This window comes from Streptomyces sp. NBC_01384, from assembly GCF_045040035.1.
GTDB lineage: Bacteria > Actinomycetota > Actinomycetes > Streptomycetales > Streptomycetaceae > Streptomyces.
Genome location: NZ_CP109559.1, coordinates 691,500 through 710,490 on the forward strand (window position 1 = coordinate 691,500; position 18,991 = coordinate 710,490).

The following is an 18,991-nucleotide window of genomic DNA, read 5'->3' on the forward strand; positions in this document are numbered from 1 at the left end:
CGGCATCAGCCCCCGGGGCCACAGGGCCCCGAGCGGAATCCACCCATCTCCACGCGTGCGTCGGCGTGTTGCTGCCGCATGCCCGAAAACCAGTGAAGGAACCATGTTCAAGAAGCTCTCCGCGCCCGCCGTGTCGGCGGCCGTCCTTGTCGCGGCCGCTGCCGCAGCGCTCAGCCCGGCTGCGGCGTCTGCCGTCTCCGCCCCGCTGAGCAGCGCGCGGATCGCCGTGCACTTCGACCTGGCCAAGGGCCAGACGCCGGAGAACGTCGCCCTGGCACCGGGCGGCGCCGCGTACGTCACCTTCGCCGAGGGCCGCCAGATCGCCGAGGTCTCCCCCAAGGGCACCATCCGGATCCTGGCCACCCTGCCCAAGCCCGCCGACGGGGGTATCCACACTCCGGTCCTGGGCTTCCCGCTGACCGTCGGCATCGTCCGTGCCCACGACGGAACCCTGTACTTCCTCTACGCCACTGGCACCCCGGACCTCACCGGCGTGTGGCGCCTGCGCCCCGGCGGCGAACCCCAGCGGATCGCCGCGTTGCCCGCCAACGGCCTTCCCAACGGCCTGGCGTTCGACGCGCGCACCCACACCCTCTACGTCACCGACTCCGTGCTGGGCACCGTCTGGAGCCTGCCCACCGCCGGCGGTACCCCCACCGCGTGGTCCACTGCCCCCGAACTGGCCTCCACCAGCTTCCTCGGCGCCAACGGCCTGAAGATCCACAACGGCGCGGTCTGGGCCACCAACCTCGACAAGGGCACCGTCCTGCGCATCCCCATCCTCCAAGACGGGCGCGCCGGTTCGGTCCGGAAGGAGGCCACCGGCCTGCCGGGGATCGACGACTTCGCCTTCACCGGCCACGGCGACCAGCTGCTGGCCGCGCTCAACGGCCCCAGTGAGGTCGCGCTCGTCCAGCCCGACGGCAGCCACTCCATCGTGCTGACCCCGGCCGACGGCCTGCAGAACCCCACATCCATCGCCCTGCGCGGCGACACCGCCTACGTGCTGAGCGCCGCCTACGTCACCGCCAAGGACCCCAACCTTCTCCTCGCCCACCTGAACGACTAGCACCGCGCCGGCCGAAAGCGCCCACCCGGGGAAGCACACCGGACCCTCGGGACGGCCCGCTCCGTCAACTCCGGCTCAGCCCGTCACGGCCACCCCGATCCCCCCAAAGCCCGCACGTCAGGAGAACGCCATGCAGAACACGCGCGAGCTCAAACTCGGCGACGTCACCGTCACCCGCATCGAGGAGATGCACTGTCCGATCATGCCCCCGGACCAGTTCTTCCCCGACCTGCCCGAGCACGCCTGGCAGGAACACCGCGAGATGCTGGTGCCCGATCATCTGGGTGCCGACGACGCGATAGTCAACGTCGCGATGCAGACCTGGCTGCTGCGCAGCGAGGGCCAGACCATCCTGATCGACACCGGCGTCGGCAACGACAAGACCCGCCCGGCCGTCGACGGATGGGACCACCTGCAACTGGACTACCTCGGCAACCTCGCCCGCGCCGGCGTGCGGCCCGAGGACGTCGACCTGGTGGTCAACACCCACCTGCACGTCGACCACGTCGGCTGGAACACCCGCCTGATCGACGGCGCCTGGGTACCCACGTTCCCGAACGCCACCTACCTGATGCCCAAGGCCGACTTCGAGTTCTGGAACCCGGCGAACAACCCGGACATCACCGGCGGCGTCAACGAGAACGTCTTCGAGGACAGCGTCGCCCCCGTGCACGCCGCGGGCCAGGTCCAGCTGTGGGAGGAAGGCCACACCATCGACGCCGGCCTGCGCCTGGAAGCAGCCCCCGGCCACACTCCCGGATCCAGCGTCGTCAAGCTGACCTCCGGCAGCGACCGGGCCCTGTTCGCCGGCGACCTGATGCACACCCCCCTGCAGATCACACACCCCGACCACAACAGCTGCTTCTGCCAGGACCCGGCCCAGGCCCGCACCACCCGCCGCAGGTTGCTCGGCTGGGCGGCCGACACAGGCGCCCTCGTCCTGCCCGCCCACTTCAGCGGCCACAGCGCCCTCGAAGTCGAGCACAAGGGCAGCGGATTCGCGATCAAGAAGTGGGCGCCGATCACCCGGTACTGACCTCGGCTCCTCCCCGCCGCCGCTCCTGCCACCCCGGAGCGGCGGCACCCACCTGACCAACCAGCAGCCAGGAGAACCGAGATGTCACCCGCCGATCCCGCCACCGTCACCACCACCTCAGGCCCGATCCGCGGTCGCCTCCACCGACACGGGTCCGTCTTCCTCAATGTGCCCTACGGCGCACCGCCCGCCGGATGCAGGCGTTTCGCCGCGCCGAGCCCGCACGAACGGTGGACCGGGATCCGAGACGCGACGCAACCGGGACCGACCGCGCCCCAGCCCGCCCGGGACTCCTTCGGCACCCTCGACATGTCGCCCTACTTCGGCCCGGGCTGGCAGCGCGGCGACGACTACCTCACCGTGAACGTCTGGGCCCCGCAACCGGACGGACCGACCCGGCCGGTCATGGTGTTCGTGCACGGCGGAGGGTTCGTCGCGGGCTCCAGCCGTGCACCGCTCTACGACGGAACGGCTTTCGCCCGCGACGGCGTCGTCCTGATCACCGTCAACTACCGCCTGGGCATCCCCGGCTTCCTGCACCTGCCCGACGCCCCGGACAACCGCGGCATGCTCGACGTCCAGGCCGCCCTGCACTGGATCCGGGAGAACGCCGCACGCTTCGGCGGCGACCCCGACAACGTCACGCTCTTCGGCCAGTCCGCCGGAGCCATCATCGTCGGCGGCATCCTCGCCGACCCGGCATCTTCCGGCCTCTTCCGACGGGCGATCATCCAGAGCGGCAGCGGCACCGGCGCCTTCACTCCCGACCAGGCGAACATCGTCACCGCGGCCATCGGACGCGAGCTGGACCTCGAACCCACCGCCAAGACCCTGGCCGACATCCCCGACGAGCGCCTGGTCACCGTCATGGCCAGCCTGACCGGCTTGGAGCTGCGCACGTCCACCCACCACGACCCTCTCGGCGGCATCACCTCCTTCAGCCTGGTCAGCGAGCACCAGCCGGTCACCGCGGTCGCCGCCGGCCAGGGAGGCGAGGTCGACCTGCTGATCGGCGCCAATCTCGACGAGGGCAGTCTCTACCTGGCCCCACTGGGACTCCTGGCGAATACCACTGACGCCGATGTCCGGGACACCGCGGCACGGTTCCACCCCGACCCCGACGAAGCCGTCCGTGCCTACCGGGCACAGCACCCGTCCGCCTCAGCCGCCGATCTGCGCACCATCATCCTCGGTGACGGGCTGTTCACAGCCGGCACCCGGAAGATGGCCGCCGCACACGCGAGCGCCGCCGCCGGACGGACGTACTGCTACGAATTCGTCTGGCGCTCCGACGCGATCGACGGGCGGCTGGGCGCCAGCCATGTCATGGAATTGCCCTTCGTCTTCGACCGCCTGTCCCTGCCATCGCTGCGCGGCCCACGAGGGCTCCTCGGCAACGCCGAACCGCCCGCCCCACTCGCCGCCCAGATCCACCGATCGTGGATACGGTTCGCCGAGACCGGCAATCCCGGCTGGCCCGTCCACGAACCGGCCGGAGGCCACGTCCAGCACATCGGCGTCGCCTGACCGCCAACCGCGGCCAACCGCGCCGAGCGCCGCCGCCGCGCACGGCGCGCCGACAGCAGGGAGGCGGTGCCGGCGCACGATACCCGAGCAGACCACCGGACCTGATCAGTCCCGCGCCCACTGGCCGAGGACCCGCAGACGCTGGTGGTTCGGCCCGAGCCGCCGACAGGTCCTCACCGGCGAGAACCAAGGTGATTCCACGTTCGGCAAGGAATCTCGAGGGTTGCGCAGCACAGGAGTCACGGATCGCGATGCACACGGTCCCGAGAGAGCCATCCGCCCGCAGTAGGTGCCGAACTGAGCGGCAGTAGCAGCGCAAGCACGGTTCACCCGACCATCGAATTCTCTACACTTCATGATCACCGAGGGACCCGTGCCTGCCATCCAATCATGCATCCTCGACCCGATCCGCGACCAGTTCCTAGTGCCGTATCAGGCAACGTTCGCCCTGTTGACGAGCCCTGTCCGGTCGATCTTCGTGGTCAGCGATGAGTTTCCCCGCCTGCCTCCGTCTTACCTGGTGAACACCAAGGAAGCGGAGGCATGGGATGAGCGAGACCACCCGCATCACACAGGTGGCCACGGTGGGGATTCACGTCACCGACCAGCAGAAAGCAACAGAGTTCTACGTCGACGAGCTCGGCTTCGAAGTACGCCGGGACGTACCGTTCGGCAACGGGCGCTGGATCGAGGTGGCACCGCCTGGGGCGACGACGACTATCGCGCTCGTTCCCGAAGGGGTCCCGGCCGGCATCCGTCTTACGACCCGGGACGCCGACGCCGACCACGCGGACCTGCGCGCACGCGGCGTCGATGCGGATGCGGGGGTCCTGCGGATGGGACCCGCAGTGCCTGCGATGTTCGCTGTGCGTGACCCGGACGGCAACAGCCTCATTCTCGTCGAGAGCTCCTGAACAGGCGGTATCCATGATGGACAAGCAGTTCACCGCGATCCTGCAGAAAAGTCCGAACAAGGGCGGCTGGACCTACGTCGTGTGGCCCGAGTCGGCTGAGTTCTTCGGCACCCGCGGCCTGGTGAAGGTCCGAGGCACGATCGACGGTCATCCTTTCCGGAGTTCGTTCATGGCCCTGGGGGACGGCACGCACAAGCTGCCTGTGAAGGCGGAAGTGCGCAAGGCGATCGGCAAGGAGGAAGGGGACACCGTGACCGTCCGCCTGGAGGAGCGGGTGGACGCCTAGCATCCGGAACGTTTGCCCTGTCGTGATGTGGCGCGCCGTCTGGATTGATCTCCCAGTCGGTGCGCCCCCGGCATGGTGTGCCGGTGGCAGATCGAGTACGCGTTCGTGAGATCGATGACGATGAGGGCCGGCGGTTGCTGCGGACCATCCGCAGGGGCACCGGATCGGTGGTGATCTGGCGGCGGGCCCAGATGGTGCTTCTGTCCGCGCAGGGCATGACCGTGGCGAAGATCGCCGAGGTCACGTTCACCAGCCCGGACCGGGTCCGGGACGTCATCCACAACTTCAACGCCGACGGCTTCGACTCCCTCTACCCGAAGTACAAGGGCGGACGGCCCAGTACCTTCACCCTGTCCGAACGCCGCGAGATCAAGAAGATCGCCAAGTCCAAGCCGGCCGAGCACGGCCTGCCGTTCTCGACCTGGAGCCTGGCCAAGCTGGCCGACTTCCTGGTCGCCGAGGGGGTGGTCGACGACATCAGCCACGAGGGCCTTCGGGTCCTGCTCCGCGAGGAGGGCGTGTCCTTTCAACGCGTGAAGACCTGGAAGACATCCCGCGACCCCGACTACGCCACCAAGAAGGCCCGGGTCGAGCACCTCTACGCGATCGCCGACGGCGATGTCATACCCGAGGAAGGCGAACCCGAAGTCGTCGTCTGCCTGGACGAGTTCGGCCCGCTCAACCTGCAACCCCACCCCGGCAGGCAGTGGGCCGAACGCGGCGGGAAGCGCAAGGACCCCGAGCGGGAGCCCAGGCCCCGCCGCCGGGCGACCTACACCCGCCCGCACGGGGTCCGGCACCTGTTCGCCGCCTACGACCTGGGTAAGGACAAGCTCTATGGGCACATCAAGCCGAGGAAGAACCGGGTGAAGTTCCTGGAGTTCTGCCGCTACCTGCGCAGCCTCTACCCGCCCCAGGTCCGCATCGCAATCGTGCTCGACAACTTCTCTCCGCGCCTAACCACGAAGAAGGACACCCGGGTAGGAGACTGGGCCGCGGCGAACAACGTCGAGTTCGCGTACACACCGACCAACAGTTCGTGGCTCAACCGTATCGAGGCCCAGTTCACCGCGCTGCGCTACTTCGCGCTGGACGGCACCGATCACGCAAGCCACAAGGAACAGGGCAGCATGATCCGCCGCTACATCATCTGGCGGAACAAGCACGCCACCGACGAGCGCCTCCGCCAGGTCGTGGCCAGGGCGAACGTCGCCTGACCCAACGCTGCAGCAGCCAGCCTCACCAGAGGTGCAGGAAGCTCCGGACGTCGTCGAGGCCGTCGAGCGCCCGACCGTCCACGTCCGACGGATCCACCTCAGCACGCGCCGCCAACGATTGCGCCAGTGCGAGGGCCTCATCGCTGAGATGTCCGAACCGTCGAGCGGTATGTCCCAGGCACAGGCCGGCCAGCCCAAGCAGCGGGCTGCCGGACACAGCCCGCGTCCCGACCTGCATGCACCAGTGCTCAACGAACTCCTGATCGTCGTCGTTCAAGGCACTCCCGACCAAGACACTCGCTGCCTCGGACTCATACGCCCGGTCCCCGAGCGCCCGCTCCAACGTCTCGACTACCACGTCATGCGGCAGGGCAGGAGGGTTCTGGAAACGCAGATGTGAATGCATGCCGCGAGACTACGCACTCCACTGCGGCGCCCCCGCCCCGCGGCTCGACCGGGCGAACGTTGCCTGATGCGGCACTAGTCCACGCAGGTCAGCACAACCCGGCCGACTAACTTCACTGCGACAGGCCAACTGCCCAATCACCGCCTCGTGTAGGGTCTCAGATTTCGCGGCACAGTCTCATCTCCGATGGCACATCGGCGGCACTTATGCCGTCTTCGTGAGACTCGCTGGTGTCCTGTCGCAGTGCAGCTGGCGGATTCTCACTATTGGTGATGTCGGGCCGTTGGTCTGATGTCCGTTCTCACTGGTCCTTTCAGCGTCTCACTGTGTTGCGCGCAGATCTGGCGAATTCTCAGGCGACGGCCTAGCTGACAGGCTGGTTCACCTGGTTTGCACCAGTCTGGGTTGATGTGAGTCTCATCGGAGTTGGCGTTTCTCATCAATGTCTGCCGTGACCGATGAGTTTTGTGCGGATCCGTGGTCGATACGGCTGGATACACCGACAGCAGTGGGCCTGTGCTGGGGACGTTCCAGCGCGGGAGGAAGCAGATGGAGGCAGTGATGAGCGTCGACGACTCCGACCAGGGGCACGCGATCCGGACGGGCGGGCAGGGGACGCGGGTGAGCGGTCCCAGGGTGTTGGTGGCGGGGGCGAGCATCGCGGGACCTGCGCTGGCCCACTGGCTGCGCCGGTGGGGGGCCGAGGTGACCGTGGTGGAGCGGGCTCCCGAGCTGCGTCCCGGCGGGCAGGCGGTGGACGCGCGCGGGGTCGCCAAGGAGGTCATCGGGCGCATGGGGTTGGACGCGGCGGTGCGCGCGGCGTGCACCGACACCGCCGGCGCGCACACTGTGGACGCGGACGGGCAGGTGCTGGAGACCTTCCGTGCCGACGACGACGGTGGCGACGGGTTCATCGCGGACATCGAGATCCTGCGCGGGGACCTGTCCCAGGTGCTCTACGACGACACCCGCGACGGCGTCGAGTACGTCTTCGGCGACCGAATCGCCGGGCTCGCCCAGGACGCGGACGGGGTCGACGTGGTCTTCGCGGGGGGCGACCGGCGGCGCTTCGACCTGGTGGTCGGGGCCGACGGGCTGCACTCGGCGCTGCGAGCGATGGTCTTCGGGCCGCATGAGCGGTTCCTCCGCCACCTCGGGCACGTGCTGGCCTTCTACAGTGTGCCCAACGAGTTCGGGCTGGACCGCTGGCTGCTGGAGTACCAGGATCAGGAGTCCGGGCGCTCCGCCCTCCTGCGGCCCATCCAGGACGCTACCCGGGCGATGGCCATGTTCTACTTCGCCTCGGCTGACTTCGACGTCGACCACCGTGACGTCGCGGCCCAGAAGGTCCTGCTGCGGGAGCGGATGGCGGGCCTGGGCTGGTTGACCCCGGACATCCTCGCGCACCTGGACGACACTCCGGACTTCTACCTCGACCAGGTCGCCCAGGTGGTGATGGACCGCTGGTCGAGTGGACGGGTGGGGTTGCTCGGGGACGCGGCGTTCAGCTCGTCGCCGATGTCCGGGCAGGGCACCGGGCTGGCCCTGGTCGGTGCCTACCTGCTGGCCGGAGAGCTGGCCGCCGCCGGCTGGGACCCCGACGCCGGGTTCGCCCGCTACGAGGCGCGGATGCGCTCGTTCGTCGAGGCCAACCAGGAGATCGGCCGGCTGAACGTCCGCAGCCGCGACGTCCCCGGGCCAGACGCCGAGCCGTGCCCCGATTTCGCCAGCGAATGGTTCACCGAGCTGGTCGGACGCGCGATCAACGGCGTCGAGCTGCCCGACTACGCGGGGGTGCCGGACTCCGCAGCCCCGGCCGGATCGCCGATCACCTCGTCGGCCAAGCCGTAGGTGTCACATAACGTGTCGAGAGGGACCACGCTTCGGTAGGACACCGCCGGACGACCTCCGCTCATGCCGCATGGTGCGCGTTGGCGCGCCCGTAGATGAGGCGGTGTTGGCTCGGAAAACTGACAAGATCGATGAGAATCCACCGCGCGGGGTCTCTGTGGTTCTGTCACTTGCCTGGTCGGCGCTCACCGGAGCTGACAAGACCATTGAGACATCGACCCCGTGACGTCCAAGCCCATTGATCCCAGCCGGATCGCTCGCCCGTCTTGTCTCAAGGCAGTTGTCAGTGCGCAGCTCGCCGACATGGCTCCCTGACACGATGGATGAGAACGGACAGGGGTTCTCACCCTTTCGGGTGGCGGGGTTCCGGCCCGCTCCGCCCGTCAGTGCCTGGCTGACACCCTTGGCTGTACGGGTCGTTGCCCGTGGGGCGGGGGTACGCGATGGACAGTGTCACGGCGACGGTGAGTATCCGTCAGCAGCGTGGTGCTCTTGTGGAGGACCGGGACTGGGGTACGGCACCTGTCGACCTTCTGCAGTCGGCTTGTCCGTGGCGGACGTTCCGTAGGTACAAGGGCCAGAAGCACTGGGCAGTGTGCATCGTGAAGTTGCAGGTCACGGATCTGGTGTGCGTGGGGTTCGGGATGCTCGTGCTGGTCGCGGGCGGATGACTTCGGCGAAGATCGTCTGGCTTGTCGGCCGGAGGCGTTGTCGGGTTCTGCGCCGCTCCCCGTTGATCTTGATGAAGACCTCGTCCAGATGCCACGTATCCCCGGGCCGGGGCTGGGGGCGACGCAGCGCATTGGCGTACTGCTGCCCGAACTTCCCACACCAGCGACGGACCGTCTCATACGAGACGATCACGCCGCGCTCCAGCATCAGTTCCTCGACTTCGCGGAACGACAGCGGGAAGCGGTGGTACAGCCATACGCAGTGGGAGATGACCTCGACCGGTTACCGGTGCCCCTTCCACGACCGCGACGCGTCGTCCCCCACGGACACCCTCCTCCAGCCGGATCAACTCGGAGATCATCCCACGCGCCAGCCAATGTGAAAGTGCCGGTCCGCGAGATCAAGGAACTCGGCTACACCGGCGGCCTCAACCTGCTCTACCGCTACCTCACCCAAGGGCGGGCCGAGGGCGACCGGCCGGTGACCACCCCGCAGCGCGCCACCTGGCTCCTGCTCACCCACCCCGAGCACCTGTGGACCAAGGACACCGACCTGCTCGGCCTCCTCACAGCGGCCTGCCCGGAAATGACCGAACTCACCTGCCTTGCTGGCGAGTTCGCCGCCCTCCTGACCCCGGCCCAGGGCAACGACACCAAGCTCACCCAGTGGATCGCCGACGTCCGCGCCGCCGACCTGCCCCACCTGCACAGCTTCTGCAACGGCCTGGAACTCGACCGCGCCGCCGTGAACGCCGGCCTCACGCTGCCCCACCACAACGGCCGCACCGAAGGCGTCAACACACGCACCAAGAAGATCAGGCGCCAGATGCACGGCCGTGCCGGATTCGACCTCCTCCGCCACCGCATCCTCCTCCAATAACAAGGACGCAGCGTCACCACCGACTACGGAACAGACCCGCATCCCGCTGGCCGCCACCGTGACCGGCGGCAACCGCAACGATGTCACCCAGCTCCTGCCCCTGATCCACGCCGTGCCGCCGATCCGTGGCAAACGCGGACGACCCCGCCAGCGCCCCGACGTGCTCTACGCCGACCGCGGCTACGACCACGACATCTACCGCCGCCAGGTCCGCAAGCCGGGCATCCGCCCGCTCATCGCCCGCCGCGGCACCGAACACGGCAGCGGCCTGGGCAAGAACCGCTGGGTCGTAGAAGCAGCCTTCGCGCTCCTGCACTGGTTCCACCGACTACGCATCCGCTGGGAGATCCGCGCCGACATCCACCAGGCCTTCCTCACCCTCGGCTGCGCCATCATCTGCTGGCGACGCCTCAAAGCCTCTTTTTGATCTGAGTCCTAAGACTCCGCCGACCGCGCCGGGTACTGCCCCGTGTGGCCGCGATCGCAGTTGGGGTCGGCCCGTCGTGAGTCATCGTGAAGCCGTTCGGCGTACACCGCACGAAGTCTGCACGGCCGTGCACTTGTCCGCCGTTCGCCGACAGACGGGCCGTCCGAGTGAAAACCTCGGGCCGAGGTGAGGATGTCGAAAGTGTCCGTTAGATTTCTTGATGGCTCGATGATGATTCAGGTTACCGACGTCAGACGTCATCGGTCACTTGTTCGGGAATGCCTGACCGCGTTCGGAAGAAGTGACCTCGGCGCCGCGATGACAGGCGCTGCTCTCGCCAGCGGCCTTTGATGAACGCAGCGACCAGTCTCGGCCGCAACCTCTCACGCCACGCGGCACAGTCCCCACGAGCCAAGCGCCGGTGGCAGCTTGCAACGCGGGTTATCCGCCGGCGACGTGACCACAAGGAGTGAACATGGGTATAAAACCCATCTTGGCCCGCGCGTTCGTGGCGACGGTCGTGTCCGCGTCAATCGCTGCTTGCACGACGACCGGGACGCAGGAATCTGGGGCCTCCCACCTGGATCCGGTGCCAGGCCCCATAGTGGGGTCGAACGCCAACCCCTCAGTGCATGGCACGCTGATCCAACCTCCGGCGCTGCCCGGGGCGCAGCCGATCTCGGGGAACGACCGGGTGTACACCGCCGACCAGGACTCCAACACGGTCAGTGTCATCAATCCCGCGACGAACACGGTGCTGGGCACGATCGCTCTGGGCGAGCCGCGGTTGGCCCCCAGCAAGGACGTGCTGGGGGCGATGTACGACGGGGAGATCGACGTGCACGGCCTGGGCTTCTCCCGGGACGGGAAGTGGCTCGACGTGATCGACGTGACCACCAACGCCATCCATGTCATCGACACCGCAACCAACAAAGTAGTGCGCACCATGTACGTCGGCCGGGCGCCGCACGAGGGATTCTTCTCGCCGGACGGCACACGACTGTGGGTGGCCGTGCGCGGCCAGGACTACGTCTCGGTGATCGACTGGCGGGCCGACAAGGAGGTCGACCGGATCCCCACCGAGGACGCGCCGTCGAAGGTGGTGTTCAGCCCCGACGGCAAACTCGCCTACGTCAACCACCTGCGCACGTTGGTGCTGGACGTGATTGATGTGGCCTCCCACCGGATCATCAGGCGCGTGCCGATCCCCGCTGAGGCGGGCGGGTCCTCCGACGAGGCCATCTCACCCGACGGCCGGGACGTCTGGCTCGGCATGCCCACCAATGGCCGGACCACCGCTGTGGTCAATACGGCCACCTCCCGTGTGGAGGCGGTGCTGCACACCGGGCCGCGCACCAACCACCCCAACTTCGTCACGGTTGGCGGTGTCGACTATGCCTACCAGACCGTGGGCGGACTGAACGAGACCTTGGTCTACCGCCGATCGCGCAACGGGGCGCCGCCCACCCTGGTGAAGACCATCCACAACAACGGCCACGGTCCACACGGCATCTGGCCGAGCCCCGACAACACCAGGATCTACGTCGCCCTGCAGAACTCCGACGCGGTCGACGTCATCGACACGCACACGAACTCGGTGATCAAGACCCTTCCCATCGGCCAGTCGCCGATGGCGCTGGTGTACGTGGCCCGCAGCACTCCAGCCACCAGCACAAACAACCTGGGCCGGCAAGGCCTGGGCATGCGCACGCAGAACCTCCCCCTGCGCGTCTCCGGTAGCTCCGGCCAGGGCACGGCCCTGATCCGGGCACTCCCAGGCATCAACGAAGTCACCATCGGAGCCGCTGGGTTGCCGCCCAACCAACAGTTCACCGCCTACGCCAGCGACGGCACCCGCACGACAGCGCTGATGTCCATGATGAGCAACCAGTTCGGCAACATCGACGAAGCCCTGTCCTATTCGTACTTCTTCGCCAACCACTACACCTCCGTCATCCTCAAGCCTGGCACTCCATCCGGCGAGCAGGAGCCAGGCACGGCAATGCCCCAGGCGTGACGGACCAGGGGGGCAGGGCGGCGCAGTCGGTGTGGTCAGCGCGTGATCGGTGACCGTGGCTGCGACCCGGGCGGCTTCCGCAGCGCCGACCGCCTGACACCGTGTGGTGACGCATCCAACGGCAGGCCGCGACGTTCCATCAGCACGACGTCGTGCCAGATCTACCGCACAAGGCTCGGCCTCGCGCCAGGCGCCCATCTGCAGCAGCTCGTGGACGCGATCGCCGCCCACAACCAGCGGACGATCACCATGGAAGAACGTGATCTCGCCCCGGTCTTCAGCAGACTGTGCCTGCGCGGACCGGAGGAAGACCGCATCATTGTCAGCCGGGACAACACCGACTGGCAGCGCTGGCGCGTCAAGGTCCACGAGTTGGGGCATCTGCTGCCGTGGATCGACCCCGCCTCCGACGACTGCATGGTCAGCGGACACGGCCAGGGCCACGGCATCGATCTCGACCACGAAGCCCTCACCGACCAGCTGGCAACCCTTCCCTCCGACCTGGTGCAGGACATCCTGAACCCGAATCAGTCGATCAAGCAACGCGCCCGGTTCGATACCGGCTCGGAGCTGGCGGCCGAGGCCTGGGCCACGGCCGTATCGCGGCTGCTGGCCCCGGGCGGCGGAACGGACCACCCGACCGATGCCATCCGCTCGGCCTTCTCCAACCGCTCCTGGTGACATGTGGCAGACCACTCTCACCACCGTCAGCCTGACTATCGCGATCGTCTCGCTCAGCCTGGGCGTGACCAAGGCCGCTGCCGCGCGTCGGCAGCCCGGCCCCGCGCTGAAACTGACGGCGTCCGTGCTGCTGTTCGCGGGTGTCATCTTCCTGCTGGCCACACCGCCTATCTACCGGTGGTTCGGGAGCACCGCCCACTCGTCGAACCTGCCGGCGCTGGCCATCGACACGTTCACCCTGGTTTGTGTCGGCCACGCGCACTACATGACCCTGCTGTGGCACCCCCAGCGGCACACCCCTGAGGCCCGCCGCCAGGCGGTCCGAGCGTGGCGGCCCTTCTACCTGGCAGCGATTGCCCTCATGCTCATCCTTTACGCGATCGCCGACCTCCCCGGCGCGGCCGCCCCACTCCACTTCGCTCCGCACTACGCGCGCGTCCCGGCCGTCACCGCCCTGAAGATCGTCTACTTCACCGCCCTCATCGGCGCCATCGTGGCCACGATGGTCCTGTGCCGTCAGGTCGCGCTGCCCGACCGGCCCGACCTCGCCCACGACGTCCGCCGGTGCGTGCTGTGGTTCGCGCTCGCCGTCGGCCTGGACCTCGCCACCGCCGCCTTCACCCTCGGCTCCATGGCCAGCGTGCTCATCCGCGGCGACCATGCACTCGACGTCCTCGCCGACGCCTCCTGGGTCGCCACCATCCTCAGCGGCATCGCTGCCAACCAGTCCCTCGGCCGGATGGTCCTGGCCACCACCCGAAGCGACCGCCTTGACTGCCGCAGGCTCAAGCCCCTGTGGACGCTGGTCACCGCCGACGCGCCGCACCTCTTCATCCCCACGGTCTGGTGGCGCGACAGCCGCATCCGGCTCGACCGCATGATGCTCGAAACCCTCGACGGCGCCCGTTCCGTTCAGCCAGCTGCGAGCCCGGGCAGGGCGAGTGCCTCTCCGGTTGCAGTGCCCCGGTTCGGGTTCTTTACTAGTAGGTACAAATCTCACTAAACCGTGCGGTCCGTGAGGTGGCGTGGCGGAGCATTCCGTCGTCGACGAGGGCTCACTAGCTGGACGGGCATGGGTTGCCGCGTGTCGGCGTCATGTGCTCTCTGCAGGTCTCCGGGTGAGCTACATCGAGGAAGAAGTGGACATCCTGGGACAGCTTGACCGCAAGGTCAGTTTGGTGGCTGCTCGACCGGGATCGGTCTGGCTATAGTCCGTCGCTTCGTCGCCGAGGGCTCCACCGTGGTCCTCACGGGCCTGAGCAGAACCGAGCTGGATACAGCCGTGGAAACCCTCGGGGACCGGGCCGTCGGCATCCAAAGCGATGTCTCGAATTGCGAGGAAGCGACGAAGCAAGGAGTCGTGTCCCATGCTCGCCATTCATCTCACTCAGTTCGGGGAGCCGGAGAAGAGCCTGAAGGTGGTGGACGTGCCCGAGCCCCCGGCTCTCACCGCCGGACAGGCGCTGGTCCAGGTCGAGTATGCCCCGCTCGACCACCACGACCTTCTCCTGGCGCAAGGTATCTACCCCGTACGCCCTGAGCTGCCGACGGCTATCGGAAACGAGGGCGTCGGGACGGTCGTGTCCGCAGGGCCCGGCGTCATGGAGGTCAGCCCCGGCGATAGGGTCCTGCTTCCCTTCGGCGTCTTTTCCTGGTCCGAGCGGGTCCTGGCCGAGGCAGCGGACCTGACCGTCGTGGACAAGTCCATCAGTCTTGAACAGGCAGCGATGCTCACCATCAATCCCGTCAGCGCGGGGCTCCTGGTCGGCCTGCGTGACCTTCCGGCCGGTTCCTGGGTGGTGCAGAACGCGGCCAACAGCGGGGTAGGCCGGTCCGTCATCGTCTTCGCCAAGGAACGAGGGCTGCGCACGATCAACATCGTGCGCCGCGCGGAACTCGTGAGCGAACTCCGTGACCTCGGCGCCGACATCGTGGTGGTCGACTCGGCGGACGCCGACGCGCGCGTGCGGGAAGCCATCGGATCCGATCCGGTGCTCCTCGGCCTTGACGGTGTCAGCGGTGCGGCGACCGCACTGCTGCTGGACGTACTGACCGACGGCGCCCTGCTGGCGATCTACGGGTATCTGAGCGGCCGGCCGTTCACGCCCGATCCTGACGTGTTGAGGACGAAGAACATCACCACGACGGAATTCTGGATGTACCAGGACGAGTTCCTTCCCCGGCTTCCGGCACTGAACGCGGAGTCCGCGCGGCTGGTCTCCGAGGGAAGACTCGTCCTGCCCTCCGCTCCCGTCTACAAGGCGGCGGATTTTCCCGAGGCGCTCGCGTATTTCCGGGAGAAGGGCAAGGTCCTCCTGGACTTCAACCCGCATCGCGCGTAGGCGCCGCCGCACCTGCCGCTGAGGCCGGGGCCATCCCGGCAGGAAGCGGCCGGAGCCGATCACACAGCCGCTGCCGGGGCACCGACCCCCGACACACGATCAAGGATGGGCAGCATGGCCGCACAGAGCACTATCGGCATTGTCGGCGCGGGAGAGATCGGCCGGGCCGTCGCCGACAAGGCCATCCGTCACGGACATGAGGTACTCATCGGCAACAGCCGGGGCCCGGAGACACTCAAAGCAGTCGTAGAGCAGCTGGGGCCGAAGGCCCACGCGGTGACGGCCGAGGAGGCAGCGCAGCCAGACCTCGTCTTCCTCGCGGTGCCGTTCTCCGCAGTGCCGGACCTGACCAGCCTTACCGACTGGTCCGGGAAGACGGTCGTCGACACGACGAATCAGTTCGCGGCGGCCAACCCCTGGAGGGGCCGGTACGACGTCGGAGACCTCACGGGCAGCGAGTGGGTCGCCGAGCGCCTGCCCGGCGCGCGGATCGTGAAGGCGTTCAACAGCCTGTTCGCCGCGTTCATCGCCGCGGACCCCCAGCACGAGGAAGGCCGTCAGGTGGTCTTCTACGCGGGCGACGACACCGACGCGAAGGCGGCCGTGGCCGGCTTGCTCGACGAATTCGGATTCGCCGCCCTGGACCTCGGCGGTCTACGGGAGGGAGGCCGGCTGATGCAGCTGGACGGAGCACTCAGCGCGAAACACCTGCTGCTCATGGACGTCGGCTGACGCCCCGGCCAAGCCTCATACGCACCAGCGCACAGGAGGACAATCATGAACCGACGTGTCGTCTACACCCGCGGCGGGTTGCCCGCCGACGTCCTGACCGTCATCGAGGAGCCCGAGCCGGAAGCGCCCGCACACGGTCAGGTCCTCATCCGCACCACGGCCTTCCCCGTCCACCGTGGTGATCTCCTGGCCGTCGAGGCATACCCCGGGACCGCACCTGAGCCGGTTCCAGTCGGTGTGGAGGCCACCGGCGTGGTGGAGGCCATCGGCCCGGATGCGCGCGTGGCTCAGGGCGTCGAGGTCGGCGGCCGTGTAACCGTCTTTCCCCTGCCGGGGGGATGGTCACAGTGGATCCTGGCGGACGCCGAGATTGTCGTCCCCGTGCCTGATGAGCTGTCGGACGAGGTCGCCGCGCAGATGCTGACGAACCCGCTCACCGCGGTGATGCTGCGCCGTGAAGCGGAGCAGCACCTGGCCTTGGGATACGACGGATATTTGGTGCAGGCCGCCGCAGGCTCGTCGGTGGGGCGGCTGGTAACGGGCGTGATGCAGTACCACAACGTGGGCCTGGTCAACGTCGTCCGCAGTGACCGCGGTGCCGCCGAGCTGCGCAAGCGGTTCCCGGACGTCCCGGTCGTGGCGACAGAGAATCCGGGCTGGGCCGACGAGGTCCGCAAGGCAGCCGGCGGCCGCCCGCTCAGTGTGGCCTTCGACCCTGTCGGCGGAAAGCTGACGGAAAGCCTTCTAGACCTGTTGGCGCCGGGCGGCAGGCTGGTCATTTACGGGGAACTGGCCGAGGAGCCGATCTCGGTGCATGCGTCGACGCTGCTCTACCAGTCGTTGACGGTGCGGGGCGCGAACCTGGGCCGGTGGCTGTTGGAGGCATCCGCCGAGAGGCGGGCATCGGACGCGGTCGCCGCGACGCTGATCGCGCTGGCGTTCAAAGACCAGTTCGACGTGGCCGCTACGTACGACCTCGGCGAGCTGGCCACCGCCGTGAAGCACGCGGTGCAGCCCGGCAAGGTCGGCACCGTCCTCATCCGCCCCTAGTAGTAGCCGCCGCTACCAGGAGCGGGAGTCCTATAACTTCAGTTATGGAAGCGAGATAGCCATGACCGTGGACGACGTCCGGGAGCTGGCGCTCTCTTTCGCCGGAGTCAGCGAGTCGCGTCCGTTCGCCCCGGACCGCGTGGTGTTCAAGACAGCGGCGAACAACAAGGTGTTTGCCATCCTCAGTGGCCATGAGTTCCCGGACGACCAGGTGACAGTCAAGGCCGATCCGGAGCGGGTCGCCGAGTTGCAGCACCGCTTCGATGCAGTGCACCCGGCGTACAAGCTGAACAAGCGATACTGGGTCAACATTTCGTTGGCCGGCGATGTCCCGGACGAACTGATCCGGGAGCTGATAGAGGGCAGCCACGACCTGGTCGCCCCATGAGCCCCGCGCGTCCAGGGACACAAATCGCCAACGCTGCTCGGCAGGAGCATCGGCCACTGGCTGTCAGACACCTCCCTCGACAGGCAGTCCCCCTACCTCGGATCCACATCACCCCGGATGCATCGCCTGAACGACGCAACGACGCCACCCTGGGGCAGAACCTTGAAGCCCTTGACGTCGGCGGTCCGTTTCACGATATGCGCCCAGGGAACGTTCTGAGAATGTCAGGAAAATGACTGCCCGAGGTTCGGCTTCCACTGGTCCGGTGTCGGCGAAATACGCGACCGGAATGCGCAAAGCCGATGCGCTAGTTACGGTAGAAGTTGCGGATACTAAATCGCCGCGACGCTGCGGCTGCGGTGCAGTCGAGCATTGTTCCGCCGCGCATCCTTGCAGCGTCGATCATGGGCAGTTCCAGCAGCAAGTGACCATCTCGTATGGGACGACCGGCGCGAACGGGAGAATTGAAGCATGAGAGCAATCCGCTTCGCTCAATATGGGGAGCCGACTTCGGTCCTTCGTGTAGAAGATGTGCCTGTTCCGGAACCCGTGGCAGGGCAGGTAAGGGTTCGCATCCTGGAATCCCCAGTGAATCCGTCTGACCTCCTGTATGTACGTGGGCACTATGCTGGCATCCAAGCGCATTTTCCGGCGCCAACCGGGTTTGAAGGCGTCGGTATCGTAGAAGCCCTCGGATCCGGAGTGGACGACTTCGCCACAGGGGAGCGAGTTTCCATCGTCAACTTCGGCGGTAGTAACTGGGCCGAATATGCTGTCGTCTCTGCTCGCGACCTGTTCCACGTGCCTGATGATGTCCCCGATGACCAAGCGGCTTCCTTCGTCGTCAATCCCGCCGCCGCCATCGTCATGGTCCGCCATGTGCTAGCGGTCCCCCAAGGCGAGTGGCTGCTGCAGTCCGCCGCCGGGTCCGAACTAGGGCGGATGATCATCAGGTTGGCCAAGCGCCAGGTAATCCGCACCGTGAATGTTGTCCGCAGGCGCGAATCGGCATCGGAACTGGAGCGCCTTGGTGCCGATGCCGTCATCGTCTCCACGGAAGGGCCTATCGACGAACAGGTCCGCAGTAAGATCGATCCCGAAGGTGTCAAGTACGCCATCGACCCTGTGGTAGGTGAAACCGGAACCCAGATTTTCAAGGCGCTCCATGAGGATGGCCGCATGCTGGTCTACGGCTCACTCACGGGAGAGCCGATCCGCGTAGGCGAGGATCCACGGTACATCCTGGCGGGCCGCCGTATTTTGGAAGTCTTCTGGCTCGGCTACTGGCTGTTGAGATTCAATGATTCAGAGCGAAGGCAGTTGGGTCAGGACATCATTGAGCTCATGCGCGAGGGAATCCTTAAGACCTCTCCCGGGCGTAAGTACTCGCTCGAAGAAATCCATGACGCCGTTACTCAAGCAGAGCAGACGGGCAGGCAAGGCAAGGTTTACCTCGTTCCAGGAAAGAAGTAGCGCAGGCCCGGCCCCCCTCCCCGC

Annotated in this window: 17 protein-coding genes and 4 pseudogenes; 19 read left to right on the forward strand and 2 right to left on the reverse strand. The window is 67.2% G+C overall.

Going from position 1 to position 18,991, the window contains the following annotated elements; genetic code table 11:
• The first annotated feature begins 103 nt into the window (after window positions 1-103).
• The 6 genes from OG747_RS02945 (at window position 104) to OG747_RS02970 (ending at window position 6,049) form a co-directional block, all read left to right on the forward strand.
• Window positions 104-1,069 carry a hypothetical protein gene (locus OG747_RS02945; RefSeq protein WP_405877475.1) on the forward strand — a complete coding sequence of 322 codons (966 nt, stop codon included), beginning with the start codon at window positions 104-106 and terminating at the stop codon, window positions 1,067-1,069.
• 130 nt (window positions 1,070-1,199) lie between these two features.
• Entirely contained in the window at window positions 1,200-2,105 is a 906-nt protein-coding gene (locus tag OG747_RS02950) for an MBL fold metallo-hydrolase (protein ID WP_405877477.1), read from the forward strand.
• A gap of 81 nt (window positions 2,106-2,186) precedes the next feature.
• Entirely contained in the window at window positions 2,187-3,632 is a 1,446-nt protein-coding gene (locus OG747_RS02955) for a carboxylesterase/lipase family protein (RefSeq protein ID WP_405877479.1), read from the forward strand.
• A 548-nt stretch (window positions 3,633-4,180) separates the two neighbouring features.
• A complete protein-coding gene (locus OG747_RS02960; protein WP_405877481.1) occupies window positions 4,181-4,546 on the forward strand; it encodes a VOC family protein in 366 nt (121 codons plus the stop codon).
• A gap of 16 nt (window positions 4,547-4,562) precedes the next feature.
• Complete coding sequence (locus OG747_RS02965; protein WP_405885430.1) at window positions 4,563-4,832, forward strand: DUF1905 domain-containing protein; 270 nt, start codon at window positions 4,563-4,565, stop codon at window positions 4,830-4,832.
• An 83-nt stretch (window positions 4,833-4,915) separates the two neighbouring features.
• Complete coding sequence (locus tag OG747_RS02970; RefSeq protein WP_405877483.1) at window positions 4,916-6,049, forward strand: IS630 family transposase; 1,134 nt, start codon at window positions 4,916-4,918, stop codon at window positions 6,047-6,049.
• A 22-nt stretch (window positions 6,050-6,071) separates the two neighbouring features.
• Here the strand turns inward: OG747_RS02970 and OG747_RS02975 are convergent, their stop codons facing one another.
• Entirely contained in the window at window positions 6,072-6,326 is a 255-nt protein-coding gene (locus OG747_RS02975; protein ID WP_405877485.1) for a hypothetical protein, read from the reverse strand.
• A gap of 690 nt (window positions 6,327-7,016) precedes the next feature.
• Here OG747_RS02975 and OG747_RS02980 point away from each other — a divergent pair.
• A complete protein-coding gene (locus OG747_RS02980) occupies window positions 7,017-8,306 on the forward strand; it encodes an FAD-dependent monooxygenase (protein WP_405877487.1) in 1,290 nt (429 codons plus the stop codon).
• Between the two features lie 443 nt (window positions 8,307-8,749).
• Entirely contained in the window at window positions 8,750-8,977 is a 228-nt protein-coding gene (locus OG747_RS02985; RefSeq protein WP_405877489.1) for a hypothetical protein, read from the forward strand.
• A gap of 49 nt (window positions 8,978-9,026) precedes the next feature.
• Here the strand turns inward: OG747_RS02985 and OG747_RS02990 are convergent.
• Window positions 9,027-9,248 (reverse strand): annotated as a pseudogene (locus tag OG747_RS02990) (IS6 family transposase); the annotation flags it as partial.
• Between the two features lie 123 nt (window positions 9,249-9,371).
• Between OG747_RS02990 and OG747_RS02995 the strand changes: the two are divergent.
• From OG747_RS02995 to OG747_RS03045, 11 genes and pseudogenes are all read left to right on the forward strand, one after another.
• A pseudogene (locus OG747_RS02995) lies at window positions 9,372-9,857 on the forward strand (transposase); the annotation flags it as partial.
• A gap of 40 nt (window positions 9,858-9,897) precedes the next feature.
• Window positions 9,898-10,284, forward strand: a pseudogene (locus OG747_RS03000) (transposase); the annotation flags it as partial.
• A gap of 628 nt (window positions 10,285-10,912) precedes the next feature.
• Window positions 10,913-12,301, forward strand: coding sequence for a YncE family protein (locus OG747_RS03005; protein ID WP_405877491.1), 1,389 nt, complete (start codon window positions 10,913-10,915; stop codon window positions 12,299-12,301).
• A gap of 42 nt (window positions 12,302-12,343) precedes the next feature.
• The gene (locus tag OG747_RS03010) at window positions 12,344-12,982 is read left to right on the forward strand and encodes a hypothetical protein (RefSeq protein WP_405877493.1); all 639 of its coding nucleotides are present in this window, start codon (window positions 12,344-12,346) and stop codon (window positions 12,980-12,982) included.
• Between the two features lies 1 nt (window position 12,983).
• Entirely contained in the window at window positions 12,984-13,985 is a 1,002-nt protein-coding gene (locus tag OG747_RS03015; RefSeq protein ID WP_405877495.1) for a DUF6545 domain-containing protein, read from the forward strand.
• A 189-nt stretch (window positions 13,986-14,174) separates the two neighbouring features.
• Window positions 14,175-14,318: pseudogene (locus OG747_RS03020) on the forward strand (short-chain dehydrogenase); the annotation flags it as partial.
• Window positions 14,319-14,349: 31 nt separating this feature from the next.
• The gene (locus OG747_RS03025) at window positions 14,350-15,324 is read left to right on the forward strand and encodes a zinc-dependent alcohol dehydrogenase family protein (RefSeq protein WP_405877497.1); all 975 of its coding nucleotides are present in this window, start codon (window positions 14,350-14,352) and stop codon (window positions 15,322-15,324) included.
• A 105-nt stretch (window positions 15,325-15,429) separates the two neighbouring features.
• On the forward strand, window positions 15,430-16,056 hold the full coding sequence (locus OG747_RS03030; protein ID WP_405877499.1) for an NADPH-dependent F420 reductase: 627 nt from the start codon (window positions 15,430-15,432) through the stop codon (window positions 16,054-16,056).
• Window positions 16,057-16,101: 45 nt separating this feature from the next.
• Window positions 16,102-17,106, forward strand: a complete 1,005-nt coding sequence (locus OG747_RS03035; RefSeq protein ID WP_405877501.1) for a zinc-binding dehydrogenase — start codon at window positions 16,102-16,104, stop codon at window positions 17,104-17,106.
• Between the two features lie 61 nt (window positions 17,107-17,167).
• On the forward strand, window positions 17,168-17,494 hold the full coding sequence (locus OG747_RS03040; RefSeq protein ID WP_405877503.1) for an MmcQ/YjbR family DNA-binding protein: 327 nt from the start codon (window positions 17,168-17,170) through the stop codon (window positions 17,492-17,494).
• A gap of 471 nt (window positions 17,495-17,965) precedes the next feature.
• Window positions 17,966-18,967, forward strand: a complete 1,002-nt coding sequence (locus tag OG747_RS03045; protein ID WP_405877505.1) for a zinc-dependent alcohol dehydrogenase family protein — start codon at window positions 17,966-17,968, stop codon at window positions 18,965-18,967.
• Window positions 18,968-18,991 lie beyond the last annotated feature (24 nt).